At 66.0% G+C, this 16,617-nt stretch carries 13 protein-coding genes and 1 tRNA gene; 9 read left to right on the top strand and 5 right to left on the bottom strand.

What is annotated here, in order from left to right; genetic code table 11:
* The first annotated feature begins 8 nt into the window (after positions 1–8).
* Positions 9–2,837, top strand: a complete 2,829-nt coding sequence (locus ACSFBE_RS17120) for a DUF349 domain-containing protein (RefSeq protein WP_435491734.1) — start codon at positions 9–11, stop codon at positions 2,835–2,837.
* Positions 2,838–2,874: 37 nt separating this feature from the next.
* Here ACSFBE_RS17120 and ACSFBE_RS17115 read toward each other — a convergent pair whose 3' ends face one another.
* The 5 genes from ACSFBE_RS17115 to ACSFBE_RS17095 form a co-directional block, all read right to left on the bottom strand.
* A complete protein-coding gene (locus tag ACSFBE_RS17115) occupies positions 2,875–3,669 on the bottom strand; it encodes a M90 family metallopeptidase (protein ID WP_435491604.1) in 795 nt (264 codons plus the stop codon).
* A gap of 11 nt (positions 3,670–3,680) precedes the next feature.
* Positions 3,681–4,454, bottom strand: coding sequence for a UDP-2,3-diacylglucosamine diphosphatase (locus ACSFBE_RS17110; protein ID WP_435491603.1), 774 nt, complete (start codon positions 4,452–4,454; stop codon positions 3,681–3,683).
* Between the two features lie 19 nt (positions 4,455–4,473).
* A complete protein-coding gene (locus ACSFBE_RS17105) occupies positions 4,474–4,986 on the bottom strand; it encodes a peptidylprolyl isomerase (RefSeq protein WP_435491602.1) in 513 nt (170 codons plus the stop codon).
* A 14-nt stretch (positions 4,987–5,000) separates the two neighbouring features.
* Complete coding sequence (locus ACSFBE_RS17100) at positions 5,001–5,573, bottom strand: peptidylprolyl isomerase (RefSeq protein WP_435491733.1); 573 nt, start codon at positions 5,571–5,573, stop codon at positions 5,001–5,003.
* 82 nt (positions 5,574–5,655) lie between these two features.
* Complete coding sequence (locus ACSFBE_RS17095) at positions 5,656–6,207, bottom strand: tetratricopeptide repeat protein (protein WP_435491732.1); 552 nt, start codon at positions 6,205–6,207, stop codon at positions 5,656–5,658.
* A 260-nt stretch (positions 6,208–6,467) separates the two neighbouring features.
* On the opposite strand from ACSFBE_RS17095, the gene cysS reads away from it, so the two are divergent.
* The 8 genes from cysS (at position 6,468) to ACSFBE_RS17055 (ending at position 16,605) form a co-directional block, all read left to right on the top strand.
* Entirely contained in the window at positions 6,468–7,844 is a 1,377-nt protein-coding gene (gene cysS / locus ACSFBE_RS17090; protein WP_435491601.1) for a cysteine--tRNA ligase, read from the top strand.
* A 14-nt stretch (positions 7,845–7,858) separates the two neighbouring features.
* The gene (locus tag ACSFBE_RS17085; RefSeq protein WP_435491600.1) at positions 7,859–8,509 is read left to right on the top strand and encodes a DNA-3-methyladenine glycosylase family protein; all 651 of its coding nucleotides are present in this window, start codon (positions 7,859–7,861) and stop codon (positions 8,507–8,509) included.
* Positions 8,510–8,525: 16 nt separating this feature from the next.
* Positions 8,526–9,506 carry an acetyl-CoA carboxylase carboxyltransferase subunit alpha gene (locus tag ACSFBE_RS17080; protein WP_435491599.1) on the top strand — a complete coding sequence of 327 codons (981 nt, stop codon included), beginning with the start codon at positions 8,526–8,528 and terminating at the stop codon, positions 9,504–9,506.
* A 36-nt stretch (positions 9,507–9,542) separates the two neighbouring features.
* Complete coding sequence (gene tilS / locus ACSFBE_RS17075; protein WP_435491598.1) at positions 9,543–10,493, top strand: tRNA lysidine(34) synthetase TilS; 951 nt, start codon at positions 9,543–9,545, stop codon at positions 10,491–10,493.
* Positions 10,494–10,587: 94 nt separating this feature from the next.
* Positions 10,588–11,856 carry an aspartate kinase gene (locus tag ACSFBE_RS17070; RefSeq protein ID WP_435491597.1) on the top strand — a complete coding sequence of 423 codons (1,269 nt, stop codon included), beginning with the start codon at positions 10,588–10,590 and terminating at the stop codon, positions 11,854–11,856.
* Positions 11,857–11,894: 38 nt separating this feature from the next.
* Positions 11,895–11,987, top strand: a tRNA-Ser gene (locus tag ACSFBE_RS17065).
* A gap of 187 nt (positions 11,988–12,174) precedes the next feature.
* On the top strand, positions 12,175–14,226 hold the full coding sequence (locus ACSFBE_RS17060; protein WP_435491596.1) for a hypothetical protein: 2,052 nt from the start codon (positions 12,175–12,177) through the stop codon (positions 14,224–14,226).
* A gap of 129 nt (positions 14,227–14,355) precedes the next feature.
* On the top strand, positions 14,356–16,605 hold the full coding sequence (locus tag ACSFBE_RS17055) for a hypothetical protein (protein ID WP_435491595.1): 2,250 nt from the start codon (positions 14,356–14,358) through the stop codon (positions 16,603–16,605).
* The last annotated feature ends 12 nt before the right edge of the window (positions 16,606–16,617 follow it).

The raw sequence follows: 16,617 nt of genomic DNA, 5'->3' as shown, positions 1-16,617 counted from the left end.
TGCGCGCAGTGACCTCTACTTCTTCCAAGCATCACGACCTCCAGTCCCTCGACACGCTCACCGGCGGCGCGTTCACCGCCCCCACGTCCGGCGAGCGGGCGCAGCGCATCCGCGAGTGGCTTGCGGCGAGCCCTTCGCCCGACCAGATGCAGGAGGTGTTCAAGGAACTCAGCGGCCGCGACAAGGGCGCCGCACGCCTGCTGCGCGAAAAGTTGGACGAAATCAAGCGTGCCAAGGGCCAGGAGGCCATCGCCGCCGAATGGGCGCAGAAGGCCGAGGCCCTGCTGGCGCAGTCGAAGCTCAACATCGCCGATGCACTGGCCTGGCAGCGCGACGCCGCCAAGGCTGGCGCCCCGCTGTCCCGTGAGCCGCTCGCCGGTTTCAAGGTGCAACTGGCCGAACGCGTGAAGGGCATCGAGGACCTGCAGCACCGCGCCCAGGTGCAGCGCGAGGCCGCCGTGCTCCTGGCGCAGCGCTTCGAGGTGCTGTCGACCAAGGGCTGGCGCGATGCGCAAGCGGCCGAAGAAGGCCTGCGCGCCGACGTGGCGCACTGGCAGCAGCAGGCCACCGAGCTGACCGCCGACGCCAACTGGAACAGCCTGGACGCCAAGTTCGCTCCGCAGATCGAGGCTTCCAAAGCGCAACTGCTGGTCGTGTCCGATGCCTTCCACGGCGCGCTGGCGCAAGCCATCGCCGCCGCGGCCGACACCGCGGCGGCGTTGCCACCGGTGCCGGTCTGGGCCGATGAGTTGCGTGCGGCCCGTGGCCTGCCGACCGAGGCCGCTGCCTCTGCACCGGCCAAGCAGGCCGGGCCGAAGGTCGATCCCGAAAAGCGTGCCGCGGCCCAGGCGGCCGTCGAAGCCGCGCTGACGAAACTGGAGCAGGAGACGGCCGAAGGCCACGGCAAGGCCAGCGCCGGCGCCGCCGCCGCGCTGCGCGCCGTGCTGAAGGACCATGGCAAGCAGGTCGATGCCGCGCTCGAAGCCCGGGTGCATGCCGCCCTGGTCGCCGCGGGCGAACTCGAAGGCTGGCAGCGCTGGAGCGCCGACAAGGTGCGTGAAGACCTCGTTGCCAAGGCCGAAGGCCTGCTCAAGCGCCCCGAAGGCCAGGCGCTGGGCGGCCGCAAGATGCAGGAAACGCTGCGCGCGCTGCGGGACCAGTGGAAGCAGGCCGACCAGGGCGGTGTGCCCAACCACGCACTCTGGAAGCGCTTCGACGAAGCCTGCAACGAAGCCCACAAGGTGGTCGAAGCCTGGCTCGACAAGGTGCGTTCCGACGCAGCCGAACACCGAGCGCACCGCGTCGCGCTGATCGAGGAAGTGAAGGCCTGGGCCGAAGCGCATGCCAGCGCCTCCGACCTGAAGGCCCACAACCGCGCGCTGCACCAGTTCGCTGACCGCTGGCGCGATGCCGGCCATGTCGGCGAAAAGGTGTTCGCCGAACTGCAGCCGCTCTGGAACGAAGCCTTCGGCGCCGCGCGCGCACCGCTCGAAACGGCGCAGGCCGCCAGCATCGAACGCCGCCAGGCGATGATCGCCGAGGCCGCCGACCTGGGCGCGCAGCCCATGCTGCGCATCGACGCGGTCAAGGCCCTGCAGCAGCGCTGGCAGGCCGAGGCCCAGGGCGTGCCGCTCGACCGTCGCCAGGAACAGAAGCTGTGGGACGCGTTCCGCGCCCCGATCGACGAAGCCTTCAACCGCAAGACGGCCGAGCGCGAAAAGGCATCCACGGCGATGAGCGAGCATGACCGGAACGTGCTGGAGGCGTCCAAGGCGCTCGACGCCGCGAACGCCTCCGGCGATGTGCAGAAGATCCGCGCGGCCGTCGCGCAACTCGAGGCCGCGCTGCGCGGCGAGGCACCGGCGCGGCCGGCACCCGCCCCCGCACCGGTCAAGACCGAGCGCGATGGTCCGGCCGTCGGGGCGACCGACATCGTCGCGCCGGGCCAGGCCGCGGCCGAGTTCAGCGAAGGCGCCTCGGTGCAACCGGTGCCGGGCGAAACCGAAGCCCCACCGCCGGTGGCGGCGCCCGAGTCGGACGAACCTGCGCTGGACATCGCGTCCGAAGCGTCCGGTGATCTGATCGCACCGGTTGGCAGCGCCGACTTCTCTGCGCGTGCCGACGAAGGCGACAACGCCGCCGCCGCCACGCCGGCCGCGCCGCCCAAGGCCGCGCCGAAGCCGGTGGTGGCCGCGCGTCGCGGCGACGACCGTCCGGGCAGCCGCAAGGCCGAGCCGGCGGGGCCGGCCGGCCGCTTCGGCGACCGCCGCGACAGCCGCAGCGGCCCGGGAGGGCGCCCGAACGATCGCGGCCCGCGTGTCGGCGGTCCGGGTGGCGACCGCTTCGGCGACCGTCCGCCGCGCTTCGAAGACCGCGGTCCCCGTCTGGGCGACACGGCCTTCCGTGCCCAACGCGAGGCGCTCGAGCGCGCCGATCTGGCGCTGCGCAAGCTGGCGGCCCAGGCCCATGGTGAAGCGCTCACGCACCTGCTAGGCGCGTGGGAGAAGCGTGATGCCGCCGAACTGCCGAGCGTGCAGGAACTCGGCCGGGCGGTCACGCCCGCCGTTCGCACGGCCTGGACCCAGGCAGTGGCCAAGCCGCCGTCCGGTGACGCGGGCGAGGCTTTGCTCCGACTGGAAATGGCGGCCGAGGTGCCGACGCCGGCCGATCAGATCGATGCGCGTCGTGCGCTTCAGCTCAAGCTGCTGACGAAGCGCGGCGACCCGGCCCCGGCGCAGACCTGGGGCGAGGATGCGGGCAAGGTGCTGGCGTCGGCGCACGACGCCGCCACGGCGCGCCGCCTGCAGAACGCGTTGAAGGCGCTGCTGCGGAAGTAATCGTGGGGGGGAGGGCCCGCTGAAATGCGGCGCCGCTTCAACCGCGCGTGGCAGGCGCGAAGAACGCGTCGAACAGCGGCAGCAGCGGCGGGAATTCCTCACCGAAGCGCGCTCGATTCACGAAGTACGCCTCGCAGGCCACCGCGAAGAATTCGCTGATCGACTCGGCCCCATACGGGTCGAGCCAGGTCGGCTCGCCGCCGAAGCGTTCGGCCACGATCGTCTTTTCACGAAAGTCGTCGAAGGCCGGCTGGATCACCGCGCGCCAGGCGGCATGCGCGTCGCGCGCGTTGACGTGGCCACCGAAGCCGGCCGGCAGTGTCGGGCAGCCGTCCGCGCCGCCGTCGCGCATGTCGATCTTGTGCGCGAACTCGTGGATCACGACGTTGTAGCCCTCGGCCGCCGTCAGGCTGCTGGCCAGCACGTCCTGCCAGCTCAGCATGACGGGACCGCGGTCCATCGCCTCGCCGGCGACCACTTCGTCGTATTCATGGACCACGCCGGTCTCGTCCATGGTCTTGCGTCGCGCCACCACTTCGGACGGATGCATCACGATGCCGACGAAGTCGCCGTACCAGTCGAGCCCGCCGGGCAGGTGCAGCACCGGCAGCACGGCCTGTGCCGCGACGGCCAGCGCCACCTCGTCGGTGATGACGAAGCCGTGCGCGCCGTGGAATTCCTTGTCGCGCAGGAACTCGGCCGCCAGGGCGCGCAGCCGATGGACATCCGCCGTCGGTCGCTCGGCCAGGAACGGGTAGCGGGCCAGCGTGGCCTGCCAGGCGGCATCGGGAATCGAGGGGGCGGCACGCAGGCCGCGGAGCCACTTGAACATCGCGGCCGCCCTCAGCGGACGTCGACGCGCCGCGCTTGCGCGACCGACACGCACAACACCTGCGCGCGGGGCGGGTGTGCAGCGGCGTCCCAGTCGCTCAGCACGATGCGGCGCAGCCTGTCGCCCAGCGCATGCTCGGCGGGTCGATGCGTGTGGCCATGGACCAGCGTGTGCGCGTGGGCTCGGTTCAGCCATTCACGGGCTGCGTCGGCGTCGACATCGGCCCAGACCCTGCCGGGCGTCGTCTTGCGCTGTTCGCTCTGGGTGCGCATCGATCGCGCAAGCGTGCGGCGCGCTTCCAGCGGTTGCGAGAGGAAGGCCTGCTGCCACGCCGGGGTGCGGACCTCGGCGCGGAACTTCAGGTAGTCGGTGTCTTCCAGGCACAGCAGATCGCCATGGCTCAGCAGCCAGCGTTCTCCGTGCAGAACCAGCACGGTGGGGTCTTCGAGCAGTGTGAGGCCGCAACGTTCGGCGAAATCCGGCCCGACAAGAAAATCGCGGTTGCCGTGCATGAAGAAGATCGGCCGCCGCAGCGCTGCTGCGCGCAGCAGATCGGCGCATTGCGCCTCGAAGCCGGGGAGGGTGGCGGCATCGTCGCCGACCCAGACCTCGAACAGGTCGCCGAGGATGAAGAGCGCGTCGGCCGGCGTGGTCTCGAGGTAGCCCCGCCAGGCGTCGAAGGTCGCCGGCTCGCCGGCCTGCAGGTGCAGGTCGGAGAGCAGGTCCACCGTGCGCCACGCGGCCGGCGCCACGAGTTCGGCGAAGGCCTTCTCGCTCTCGCTCATGCCGCGCGACACCCAGGCCTTACTCGACCGTGACCGTCGCCTTCTCGATGATCACGTCTTCCAGCGGCACGTCGTCGTGGAAGCCCTTGCGGCCGGTCTTGATGGCCTTGATCTTGTCGACCACATCCGTACCGGCGATCACCTTGCCGAACACGGCATAGCCCCAGCCCTGCGCCGACGGTGCGGTGTGGTTCAGGAAGCCGTTGTCGGCGATGTTGATGAAGAACTGGGCCGTGGCCGAGTGCGGTGCGCTGGTGCGGGCCATCGCGACCGTGTACTTGTCGTTCTTCAGGCCGTTGTTGGCCTCGTTCTCGATCTCGGCGCCGGTGGGCTTCTGCGTCATGCCGGGCTCGAAGCCGCCGCCTTGCACCATGAAGCCCGGAATCACGCGGTGGAAAACGGTGTTGTCGTAGTGGCCGCTCTTCACGTAGCCGATGAAGTTCTCGACCGACTTCGGCGCCTTGGCGCGGTCGAGTTCGAGGGTGATGGTGCCCTGGTCCTTGATGACGAGTTCGACTTGGGGGTTGCTCATGGATGGCTCCTGGGTTACTTCGCCACGACGGTGGCGGCTTGGATGGTGATGGTGTCGAGCGGCACGTTCTGCATGCCGTTCTTGTTGCCGGTCTGGACGGCGCGGATCTTGTCGACCACGTCGCTGCCCGCGACCACCTTGCCGAAGACGGTATAGCCGTGGCCGTCCGGGTTGGGGGCGTCGAGCATGGTGTTGTCCTTCACGTTGATGAAGAACTGCGATGTTGCCGAATTCGGGTCGCCGGTGCGCGCCATGGCGATCGTGTACTTGGCGTTCTTGAGGCCATTCGAGGCCTCCAGCGGCACCGGTGCGCGCGTCGGCTTCTGGCGCATGTCGGCGGTGAATCCGCCGCCCTGGACCATGAAGCCGTCGATGACGCGGTGGAACACCATGCCGTCGTAGTGCTTGTCGTTGACGTACTGGAGGAAGTTCGCGACGGTCTTCGGCGCCTTCTCGGGTGCCAGCTCGACGACGATGTCGCCGGCCGAGGTGGCCAGCTTCACGCGCGGTGCAGCGCCTTGTGCCCAGGCGCTGGGGCCCAGCGTCAGCGTGGCGGCGAGGACCAGCGCCGTGCGGCGCGAGAGGATGTGGAAGCTCAAAGGGATGACTCGCTTTCTGCAGGAGTGGACGTGCCTCGGAGGCACTGCGCGCCCCGGAGGCGCACGCGGCTTACTTGGTGTGCGTCTGCTTGCGCGCTTCGACCGGGGCGGCTGGCAGTGCCGAGATGGACGCCGGCGTGCCGGTGAAGATCTGTCGAATCAGCGCCAGCTTGGGTGCCGCGCTGGCGTTGGTGGAGGCGAGCTGCTGCGCCTTGGCATAGGACTGGGCCGCGAGCCGTGCATACACGTCGCCGAGGTTCTCGTGCGCCGTGGCGTAGTTCGGGTTGAGCCGGATCGCGTTTTCCAGCGCATCGCGCGCCAAGTCGAACTTGCTCTGCTGCGCATAGAGCGCGGCCAGGTTGTTGTAGGGCTCGGGCAACTCGGGGAAATCCTGCGTGAGCTGCACGAAGGCGGTGGTCGCGTCGGCCGTCTTGCCCTGTTCGCTGAGGATCACACCGCGCAGGAAGCGCATCTGCGGGTCGCGCGGCTTGCCCACGATATAGGCGTCGGCCTTGGCCAGCGCCTCGGTGGCCTTGCCCTGGCGCAACAGCTGGTTGACGTCGGCATAGTCGTCGGCATGCGCGAGCGTGCCGGCCGCCGCGAACAACAGGACGCCGAGCATGCGCACGGCAGGGCGGAAGGACAAGAAGGACAGGAGGAGGGTGACGGCTTGCTTCATGAGGCTCGGGAAGAGGGCCTGGCGCGGGCTCCGAGGATCCCTCGTGGATCGGCGCAAAGGTGCCCGGCAGGGCCGTTTATACTGGGCGCGATTGTAGCCGAGGGGCCAAGCCGAACCCCTCGTGCGGCAGTCCCCACACCCCTGACAAAACCCTTGTTCGCCTGCGTCGCATGAGTCGCGCATGCCGACGCTTTCCGATTTCCATGAGTCTGCGCATCTACAACACGCTGTCGCGTGAACTGGAGGAGTTTTCTCCACTGCAACCCGGCCAGGTGCGCATGTACGTCTGCGGCATGACCGTGTACGACCTTTGCCACATCGGCCACGCGCGGATGATGATGGCCTTCGACGTGGTGCAGCGCTGGCTGCGCGCCACCGGCCTCGACGTCACCTATGTGCGGAACATCACCGACATCGACGACAAGATCATCGAGCGCGCGGTCAAGCGCGGCATCACGATCCGCGCGCTGACCGACGAAATGATCGCGCTGATGCACGAGGACGTCGCCGCGCTCGGCATCGAGCCGCCGACCATCGAGCCGCGCGCGACCGAGTACGTGCCGCAGATGCTCGGCATCATCGAGACGCTCGAGCAGAAGGGCCTGGCCTACCGTTCGCCCCTGGGCGACGTGAACTATGCGGTGCGCAAGTTTCCGGGCTACGGCAAACTGTCGGGCAAGTCGCTCGACGAACTGCACGCTGGCGAACGCGTCGCGGTGCTCGACGGCAAGGACGACCCGCTCGACTTCGTGCTCTGGAAGGCGTCGAAGCCGACCGAACCGGCCGAGGTGAAGTGGGCCAGCCCCTTCGGCTCAGGACGGCCCGGCTGGCACATCGAGTGCTCGGCCATGAGCTGCGCGACGCTGGGCGAAACCTTCGACATCCATGGCGGCGGCGCCGACCTGCAGTTCCCGCACCACGAGAACGAGATCGCGCAGAGCGAGGGCGCGACCGGCAAGCCGCTCGCCAAGGTGTGGATGCACAACGGCTTCGTGCGCGTGGACAACGAGAAGATGTCCAAGAGCCTGGGCAACTTCTTCACCATCCGCGAGGTACTGCAGAAGTACGACCGCGAGACGTTGCGCTTCTTCCTCGTGCGCACGCACTACCGCAGCCCGCTCAACTACAGCGACGCGCATCTCGACGACGCGCGCAACGCGCTCAAGCGCCTCTACACGGCCCTGCATTCAGTCGCGCCGGCCACGGTCGCCATCGACTGGTCGCAGCCGCAGGCCGCGCGCTTCAAGGCCGCGATGGACGAGGACTTCGGCACGCCCGAGGCAATCGCCGTGCTGTTCGACCTGGCGGGCGAGGTGAACCGCAGCGCGTCGGCCGAAAGTGCCGGCCTGCTGAAGGCGCTGGCCGCCACGCTGGGCCTGCTGCAGGGCGACCCGCAGCAATACCTGCAGGCGGGCAGCGCGCTTGACGATGCGGCCATCCAGGTGCTCATCGCGCAGCGCGCGGCAGCCAAGGCCGCCAAGAATTTCGGCGAGGCCGACCGCATCCGCAACGACCTGCTGGCGCAGGGCATCGTGCTCAAGGATTCAGCCACGGGCACGACCTGGGCTGCGGCGCAGTGAAGGACCGGACCCCGATGTCGCCCGCCGTTTCCCTGCCCGTCAAGATCATCACGCCCGATTACTGGGTGGAAGCCTGCAAGCACCTGGCCAAGAAGGACCGGGTGATGAAGCGCCTCATCCCGCAGTTCGGCGACGCCTGCCTGGAGTCGCGCGGCGACGCCTTCACCACGCTGGCGCGCAGCATCGTCGGCCAGCAGATTTCGGTGAAGGCCGCCCAATCTGTGTGGGACCGCTTCGAGGCGCTGCCGCGCAAGATGACGCCGCGCAACGTGCTCAAGCTCAAGGTCGACGACATGCGCGCGGCCGGGCTGTCGGCGCGCAAGGTCGAGTACCTGGTCGACCTCGCGATCCATTTCGATTCCGGCGCCGTGCACATCGACGCCTGGAAGGACATGACCGACGAGATGATCATCGACGAGCTGGTCGCGATCCGCGGCATCGGCCGCTGGACGGCCGAGATGTTCCTCATCTTCCATCTCATGCGGCCCAACGTGCTGCCGCTGGACGACGTCGGCCTGATCAGCGGTGTGAGCCAGAACTACTTCTCCGGCGAGCCGGTGAGCCGCAGCGACCTGCGCGAGGTGGGCGTGGCCTGGGCGCCTTATTGCAGCGTGGCGACTTGGTATATTTGGCGGTCGCTCGACCCGGTGCCGGTCGCGTACTAAAAAACTGGAGAAGACGTTGGCGAAACGAACTTTCCTCGACTTCGAGCAGCCCATCGCTGAACTCGAAGGCAAGATCGAAGAACTGCGCTATGTGCAGACGGAATCAGCGGTCGACATCTCCGAAGAGATCGACCAGCTCAGCAAGAAGAGCCAGCAGCTCACCAAGGACATCTACAGCGACCTGACACCCTGGAAGATCACCAAGATCGCCCGGCATCCGGAACGCCCGTACACGCTCGACTACGTCCACGAGATCTTCACCGACTTCGTCGAGTTGCACGGCGACCGCCACTTCTCCGACGACTTGTCCATCATCGGTGGCCTGGCGCGCTTCAACGGCACGCCCTGCATGGTCATCGGCCATCAGAAGGGCCGCGACACGAAGGAGCGCACCGCACGCAACTTCGGCATGAGCAAGCCCGAGGGCTACCGCAAGGCGCTGCGCCTGCTGAAGACGGCTGAGAAGTTCAAGCTGCCGGTCTTCACCTTCGTCGACACGCCCGGCGCCTATCCCGGCATCGACGCCGAAGAGCGCGGCCAGTCGGAAGCCATCGGCCGCAACATCTTCGAGATGGCGCAGCTCGAGGTGCCGATCATCGTGACCATCATCGGCGAGGGCGGCTCCGGCGGCGCGCTGGCCATTTCGGTGGGCGACCAGCTGGTGATGCTGCAGTACTCGATCTATTCGGTGATCAGCCCCGAAGGCTGCGCATCGATCCTGTGGAAGACCAGCGACAAGGCGCAGGAAGCGGCCGATGCGCTGGGCATCACCGCCCACCGCCTGAAGGCGCTGGGGCTGGTCGACAAGATCGTGAACGAGCCGGTCGGCGGCGCGCACCGCGACCATAAGCAGATGGCCGCCTTCCTGAAGCGCGCGCTGAACGACGCCTTCCGCCAGGTCAGCGACCTGAAGGTGAAGGAACTGCTCGACCGTCGCTACGAGCGCCTGCAGAGCTACGGCCGTTTCTCGGACACCAAGGCCGACAGCAGCCGCTGACGTGCTCGCGGGCCGACCCCGGCCCGCCCCTTCACCATGGACAACCCCGCCGCCCACGCGCTCGCCTCGTGGGCGGTGTCGCTTCCACTGGGCATCGCCTACAGCGGCGGGGCCGATTCGACGACCCTGCTGCATGCGGCGGCGGCACGCTGGCCGGGGCAGGTGCATGCACTGCACGTGCACCATGGCCTCCAGTCGGCGGCGGATGACTTCGAGCGCCACTGCGCGGCAACCTGCCACGCGCTGGGTGTGCCGCTGCACACCGGCCGCGTCGATGCCCGCCATGAGAGCGGGGACAGCCCCGAAGACGCCGCGCGGCGTGCGCGCTACGCCACGCTGGCTGCGCTTGCATTGGGCCAGGGGCTGCAGGACGTGTTGCTCGCGCAGCATGCGGACGACCAGGTCGAGACGATGCTGATTGCGCTCGGCCGCGGCGCCGGGATCGATGGCCTGTCGGGCATGCCACGCGAGATGACGCGCCACGGCGTTCGTTTCCATCGGCCCTTGCTGAACCTGCGCGCGAGCGAGCTGCGCACATGGCTTGCGGCCAAGGGCATCCCCTTCATCGAAGACCCGAGCAACACGGACGAGCGTTACACCCGCAACCGCATCCGTGCCCGGGTGCTGCCGGCGCTCGTCGAGGCGTTGCCGCAGTTTCGAGAGACCTTTGCCCGCAGCGCGCGCAATGCGGCGCGTGCTTCGGCGTTGCTGGCCGAGTTGGGCGCGCTCGACCTGGCCGGCGCGGGTGTTCCGCCGTCGATCGACGTCTTGCGCGCGCTTTCGCGCGAGCGGCGGGCCAACGTGCTGCGCCACTGGCTGCGCAGCGTGCACGCAGCCGTGCCGAGCGAGGCGCAGCTGCAACAGTTGCTCGACCAGCTGGAAGCCTGCCGCACGCGCGGCCACCGCATCCACCTCAAGGTCGCCGATGGCTTCGTTGCACGCGAGGGCGCGTGCCTGCATTGGTACAATGCCCCGCCTTCGCAGTAGCGCGCAGCCTTCGCGCTGAGCGCCGCCACGAAACCGCCTGCAGGGCCGCTGCGGACATCCCCGGCGTCCGTTTTTCCTTTCCTTGACTTCACCCATGGCATTGATCGTTCACAAATACGGCGGTACGTCGATGGGCTCGACCGAGCGCATCAAGAACGTCGCCAAGCGCGTCGCCAAATGGGCACGCGCCGGCCACCAGATGGTGGTGGTCCCGAGTGCCATGAGCGGCGAAACCAACCGGCTGCTCGGCCTCGCGAAGGAGCTCGCCTCCAGCAAGACCGATGCGAGCCACGACCGCGAACTCGACATGCTCGCGTCGACCGGCGAGCAGGCCTCGTCGGCGCTGCTGGCGATCGCGCTGCAGGCCGAAGGCGTGCCGTCTGTGAGCTATGCCGGCTGGCAGGTTTCGGTGCGCACCGACAGCGCGTTCACCAAGGCCCGCATCGAGAGCATCGACGACGCCCGCGTGCGCGCCGACCTGGCGGCCGGCAAGGTGGTCGTCATCACCGGCTTCCAGGGCGTGGACGATGCCGGCAACATCACGACGCTGGGGCGCGGCGGCAGCGACACGTCCGCCGTGGCCGTCGCCGCGGCGATGAAGGCGGCCGAATGCCTGATTTACACCGACGTCGACGGTGTCTACACCACCGACCCGCGTGTCGAGCCCGACGCCCGCCGGCTGCAGACCGTCAGCTTCGAGGAAATGCTCGAGATGGCGAGCCTTGGCTCCAAGGTGCTGCAGATCCGCTCGGTGGAATTTGCCGGCAAGTACAAGGTCCCGCTGCGCGTGCTGTCGAGCTTCACGCCCTGGGACATCGACATCAATGAAGAAGCCAAGTCCGGCACGCTGATCACTTTCGAGGAAGACGAAAACATGGAACAAGCCGTCGTATCCGGCATCGCGTTCAACCGCGACGAAGCGAAGATCTCGGTGTTGGGCGTGCCCGACAAGCCGGGCATCGCGTACCACATCCTCGGCGCCGTCGCCGACGCGAACATCGAAGTCGACGTGATCATCCAGAACCTGAGCAAGGACGGGAAGACCGATTTCAGCTTCACGGTGAATCGCAACGACTACGCCAAGGCCACCGACTTGCTCAAGGCCAAGGTGCTGCCGACGCTGGGTGCGGCCGAGATCGTGGGCGACACCAAGATCTGCAAGGTCAGCATCGTCGGCATCGGCATGCGCAGCCACGTCGGCGTCGCCAGCAAGATGTTCCGCGTGCTGAGCGAAGAGGGCATCAACATCCAGATGATCTCCACCAGCGAAATCAAGACATCGGTGGTGATCGACGAGAAGTACATGGAACTGGCGGTGCGCGCACTGCACAAAGCTTTTGATTTGGACCAGCCCGCGGCCTGAAAACGGCCCGAAGACTGGCATAATCACGGCTTCCAAAAGGAACTGTGACCGAGTGGCCGAAGGTGCTCCCCTGCTAAGGGAGTATGGGGTGTAGAGCCTCATCGAGGGTTCGAATCCCTCCGGTTCCGCCAGTTGATGAAGCCTCGTTGATCCTCGGATCGACGGGGCTTTTTTCATTGGTTTCGGAGAATACGGCCAGCATGGCGATTCCATTTTCAACTCTTGAGAAGATGACGCCATGAAGAAGCCGAACAAGTTCTTACCCGAGGTTCGCCAGCGGTGAGGAGGGTGCAGGAGCACCGCAGTAAGGTCTCCCTTATGACGAAGAATCTCTTCCCGCTTGCTGCGCGCACTGCACTCCTCACGCTCCTTGCCGCGGGCACTGTGTTCGCGCAGGCCCCGCCGGCTTCCAAGCTCGGCGGTCAGCCCGCGACCTCGCCAGCGCAGCTCGACCGCGCCGCACCCACCGACCCAGCCCTGCCGGGCGATGTGCTGCTGAACGGTATCGTCGATGCGGCGAAGTACCGAGCTACGGCCGCCGCCATGGGCACCGATGCCGGCATCGCCTACCGCTACGGCCCCAGCGCCGCGCAGAGCGGCTACCCGGCCGCCACGGTGACCTACGCCAAGCGGCCCGACAAGAGCTACGACCCGATTTCCAGCCGGCTGGGTTGGAGCAATCGCAGTTGCGTGGCGTCCGGTGGCTGGTGCGGCACCTGGCAGATCGGCAATGCGCCGTCGAAAGACCCTGGTGACTACAGCTCGTCGATCGTTAACGTGGCCTACGTGCCCGATGCGGTGCCCGCGGCGTCGTTCTTCCCGAAGAAATACTTCGGCGTGGCGAGCCTGCAGCAGTTCGCCATCGCGCACGACGTGGTGGCCGTGAAACCGGAACACTCCTGGACGACCTACGACGGCCCGACCAAGGATGGCGGTGCCAACGACGCCAACATCGAGCTGGCCGCGCAGACCGTCCCGATGGACCAGAAGCCGGTGGCGGTCGGCAAGTGCCACGGCCGCGGCGGCTGGTGCACCAATTCGATCGCGGTCTTCGCCAACGGCTGGCTGATGGGCGTCGGCTCCAACACCGCCCATAACCGCATGATGGTGAAGCTGGCCGACGGCAAGGTGCCGACCGCCATCGCAGTCACCAACAGCGGCGAGTTCGCGCTCGTCACCGTCTGGGACACGGCCGCGGTGCGTGGCCAGGTCGCGGTGGTGGCGCTCGCCGACGGCTGCCAGTGGTGCGACCCGGCCAAGGAAAGCGCCTGGGAACGCAACTGGGGCAGCGCCCGGCGCGTCTATCACGGCTTCCCGGGCCTGGGCAACTACATCGCCGCCAAGGTGATCGGCTACGTCGACCTGCCCGACACCCTGAAAACGCCCACCGAGATCAGCGCCAGCACCGGCAAGAGTCTGTGGGATTACGAGATCGTGCGCGACTTCTGGGCCCACGACATCGACACCGCCGACAGCCGCGCCAAGTGGTTCGACGGCGACCCCCGCAGCAAGGCGATCGCACGCACCGGCATCGCAGTGGTGATCAGCAAGAACGAGAAGCGCGCCGCCTTCATCGACCTGCGCCCGCTGTTCCAGTACTACCGCGCGCAGTACCTCGGCAAGGACCAGGCCGGCTGGCAAACCCTGATCGCCAGCCGCGGCGATGCACCCAACCAGTGGCCGCTCGCGTTCAGCGTTGCACCGGCGCAGAGGCCGACGCTGATCAAGACCGTCGACCTGCCGGCACGCCCGACGGCCGTCAAGCTGGGCCTCACCGCCCCGTACCGCGCCTTCATCGCGACGCAGGAGGGCAAGCTGCGCGTGTTCGACCTCGGCACCGGCTACCTCGACCAGGCGGCGAAGGCGACGGGCAAGCCCGCCGACATCGTCGAGAAGTTCGCGGTCGAGGTTGGCAAGAACCCCACGGACATCACCTACGTCAAGGAGCGCGGCTGGAACGACACCACGGCGCTGTTCGGGCCGCTGGGCCTGAAGCACGACCGCTCGTACTGGGTGACCTCGCGCGGCGAGCGCAAGGTGACGCTCCTGAGCTTCGACGCCGCCTACGCGAGCGCGAAGACCGTGAAGACCCTGACTGACAGCCGCATTGTCGACCCGATCGCCGCCGACGACGGCGCCACGCACGGCACCGAGAGCTATGTTCTGACGCTGGCCGACTACGGTGGCAAGGCGGTGCGCAGCTACCTCTACGGCCCGATCATCGCCTGGACCTACCCGGCGAAAGACGGCTGGACGATCTGCCCGGCACCGCGCGGCTGCAAGCTGCTGAACGACCAGCCCTTCGAGTACGGCGGCGGCTACGAGCTGCCGGGCAAGCCGTTCCATGCGGCGGGGGCGAACATCAACTGACGCTGCAGCGCCATCCCTGCGCACGGCCCTCACGCTTCGGCGCTAACGGAGGTCGTCGCCTGTAATGAAACACTGGGCGAGACATGCGAATTGGCCGCACACTACGCAGCTCGGCCACAGCAAAAAAATATGATGATCCTGGAGTTTGTGCGTACCAAATATCGAGCAATTGGCAGGCCGAGCATTTTATTGTTTATCTTGGGCGCGTTATTGGTTTTTGGTTATCTGTTCAACGCGGTCGTCATGTTCGATGACCTTTACATGCCCAGGCACTTTGCCGAATTAGTTCGCGAAGAGGGCCGATGGCATGCGGCAGCGATGATATTTACAGGTGCAGACCTGCCTCGAGAATATCGTACGTATGGTCTGTCTCGCCTGCTGCAGTTCGTGCTGTGGAGCATATTTGGCGGTGCGAGTACGGTTTACCCCCTCGTCATTTCTTCATCGCAGGGGGGCGCGGCTTTCCTGTTAATGAAGATTCTCCGGCGCGCCGGTCTATCGGACCCCACGGCACTGGCCGTTTCGGCACTTTGGCTGATGTCGCCATTCTGCATGACATGGACCTTTCATCATTACTCATATTTGATTCTGCCGTTTCAAATGTTGATTCTGACGGTCTACCTGCTCGGCGGGCCGCCCAGGCATACTCGTGTCTACCTCATTCCTTTATTGTTGGGTTTTGCCTGTGCGCTGACAGGCGAAATGCAGCTGCCAGCGACCATCCTGGCGCTAACGACAATGGCGCTTCTATCGAAACACTCGAGCGCGAAAAAGTTGGCGTGGACGGCATTGGCTGCGTTTATTGCCACTCTTGCATTGCATCGCCTGAATTGGTGGATGTTTTTGCGCGATGAAAGCTTAGTGCAACGCTTTAACATTCGATTTGAAGCGCTGGACCTCGGGGCGTCGGCGGCGAGTGTCTGGGCAGCAACCCACGCCATGTTCGCCCTGTTGGAGCGGCAATCCACCGAAATTGCGAGCGGGGGTGTGGCGGTCGGAGTGGTCTTTGCGATCGTGGTCACAGGGTGCTTCCTGTTTTGCACCGCCCCGCTAGAGCGACGTGGCGCTCCCGTGGGCAAGATAGAAACTCGCACCGCCACGGTGTTCCTTCTATTGAGCTTTGCCTCCTTTTCGATCTATGTTGTCCTGGCTGTGCTTCTCGGCCAAAAGGACTTTCTTGTGCCCAGGCGGTATGGGTATGTTTCCCTCACGCTGTTTGTGATCCTGTTCGCCGTCGTCATTGGCGAGATCGTCAATGCGCTCTCATGGCCCATCTTCGGGGTCAGGCGGTTGGGCTATTCGGTTGTGCTGTTCTTCGTTGCGACGATGGCAGGAACATTGCATATTCATGCTTTGCCCTCGCAGAGAGCGACTGACGAAGCCATCACTGCACGAATTCTGAAGGCCAAGGGTGATCGCACCCTCGCCAGCGGTGGAAAGGCAGTGTTGTTCTTCGTCGCAAGCGACAAAGAATACTGGAGTGGATCGGGCGATACTCCGACCCTCGGGCCGAAAACCGACACAGTTGACCGGCGCGAACTTTTTGAATCTCCCTGGGGGGTTTATTGGACGGCGAAGTCTTATGCCGTTGACTTCCTTGGCTTTGAATACGCTGCGATGACGTCGCATTGCAGGTCGGGTGCAACAGACGAACGGAAGGGCGGTTCCTTATCTTGTGACTCGAAATGGGCATACCCTCCAAAGCCAATAGCCCTCGATAACAAGAATGTGGTAGTCGTGGCCAATCTAGCGCTGGAGAAATACGACCCGCTCGGCCGTGGAATTCATGTCTTCGGCAGTTTTGACGAGTTCATCTCCCAGGATTTCGGACGCCGAATAGAGCGTGACACGCTTGCGATGGCGATCGGACACCCCGACGAATTCATCGTGGATCTAGGAAGCAAGAAGCATGAAGCCTCGAATGTGCTTCCCGATAAGAGGCTTGCCGACCCGGCTCCTACCACGAGTGCCTGGGTGAAAAACTATGGGCTCTTATCTGGTGCTGATGGCGTCTACAGCCACCCAGATATCCGCAACGATCTCGCTTCGTACCAGACGAATCGTAACGGTGCCTTTGCGTATCAGGTCGAGTTCAGGGAGCCTGTTGATGTGGAGGTGAGTCTCGAATTCTGGGAGCAATGGGGGCATCGTGCAGGCGAACGGCTTTTCAACCTCGAGGTGGCATGGAGCGGCCAGGATTGGGCGATCGTCGACACCATTGACATGGCCGCGCTTAATGGTCACAAGCCGTTTTCCATCATCTTGGCGAAGAGAATGGCAAGGTCTTTCTTGTTCCGATTGACCCCGGTGAAAGGCTCGCCGGACGTTCCGGTGATCCAGAACGTCAGGTTGCGCCCACTTGGACAGTCAGGAGGCTGAGACCACGACGCC

Source organism: Variovorax sucrosi, from assembly GCF_051216635.1.
Taxonomy (GTDB): domain Bacteria; phylum Pseudomonadota; class Gammaproteobacteria; order Burkholderiales; family Burkholderiaceae_C; genus Variovorax.
This window is presented reverse-complemented; position numbering and strand designations above follow the sequence as displayed.

Excerpts from the sequence above, each read along its gene's own strand:
- ACSFBE_RS17115 (WP_435491604.1), bottom strand. The coding sequence starts at position 3,669 with ATGTTCAAGTGGCTCCGCGGCCTGCGTGCCGCCCCCTCGATTCCCGAT.
- ACSFBE_RS17110 (WP_435491603.1), bottom strand. The coding sequence starts at position 4,454 with ATGAGCGAGAGCGAGAAGGCCTTCGCCGAACTCGTGGCGCCGGCCGCG.
- ACSFBE_RS17105 (WP_435491602.1), bottom strand. The coding sequence starts at position 4,986 with ATGAGCAACCCCCAAGTCGAACTCGTCATCAAGGACCAGGGCACCATC.
- ACSFBE_RS17095 (WP_435491732.1), bottom strand. The coding sequence starts at position 6,207 with ATGCTCGGCGTCCTGTTGTTCGCGGCGGCCGGCACGCTCGCGCATGCC.
- cysS (WP_435491601.1), top strand. The coding sequence starts at position 6,468 with ATGAGTCTGCGCATCTACAACACGCTGTCGCGTGAACTGGAGGAGTTT.
- ACSFBE_RS17085 (WP_435491600.1), top strand. The coding sequence starts at position 7,859 with ATGTCGCCCGCCGTTTCCCTGCCCGTCAAGATCATCACGCCCGATTAC.
- tilS (WP_435491598.1), top strand. The coding sequence starts at position 9,543 with ATGGACAACCCCGCCGCCCACGCGCTCGCCTCGTGGGCGGTGTCGCTT.
- ACSFBE_RS17070 (WP_435491597.1), top strand. The coding sequence starts at position 10,588 with ATGGCATTGATCGTTCACAAATACGGCGGTACGTCGATGGGCTCGACC.
- ACSFBE_RS17060 (WP_435491596.1), top strand. The coding sequence starts at position 12,175 with ATGACGAAGAATCTCTTCCCGCTTGCTGCGCGCACTGCACTCCTCACG.
- ACSFBE_RS17055 (WP_435491595.1), top strand. The coding sequence starts at position 14,356 with ATGATGATCCTGGAGTTTGTGCGTACCAAATATCGAGCAATTGGCAGG.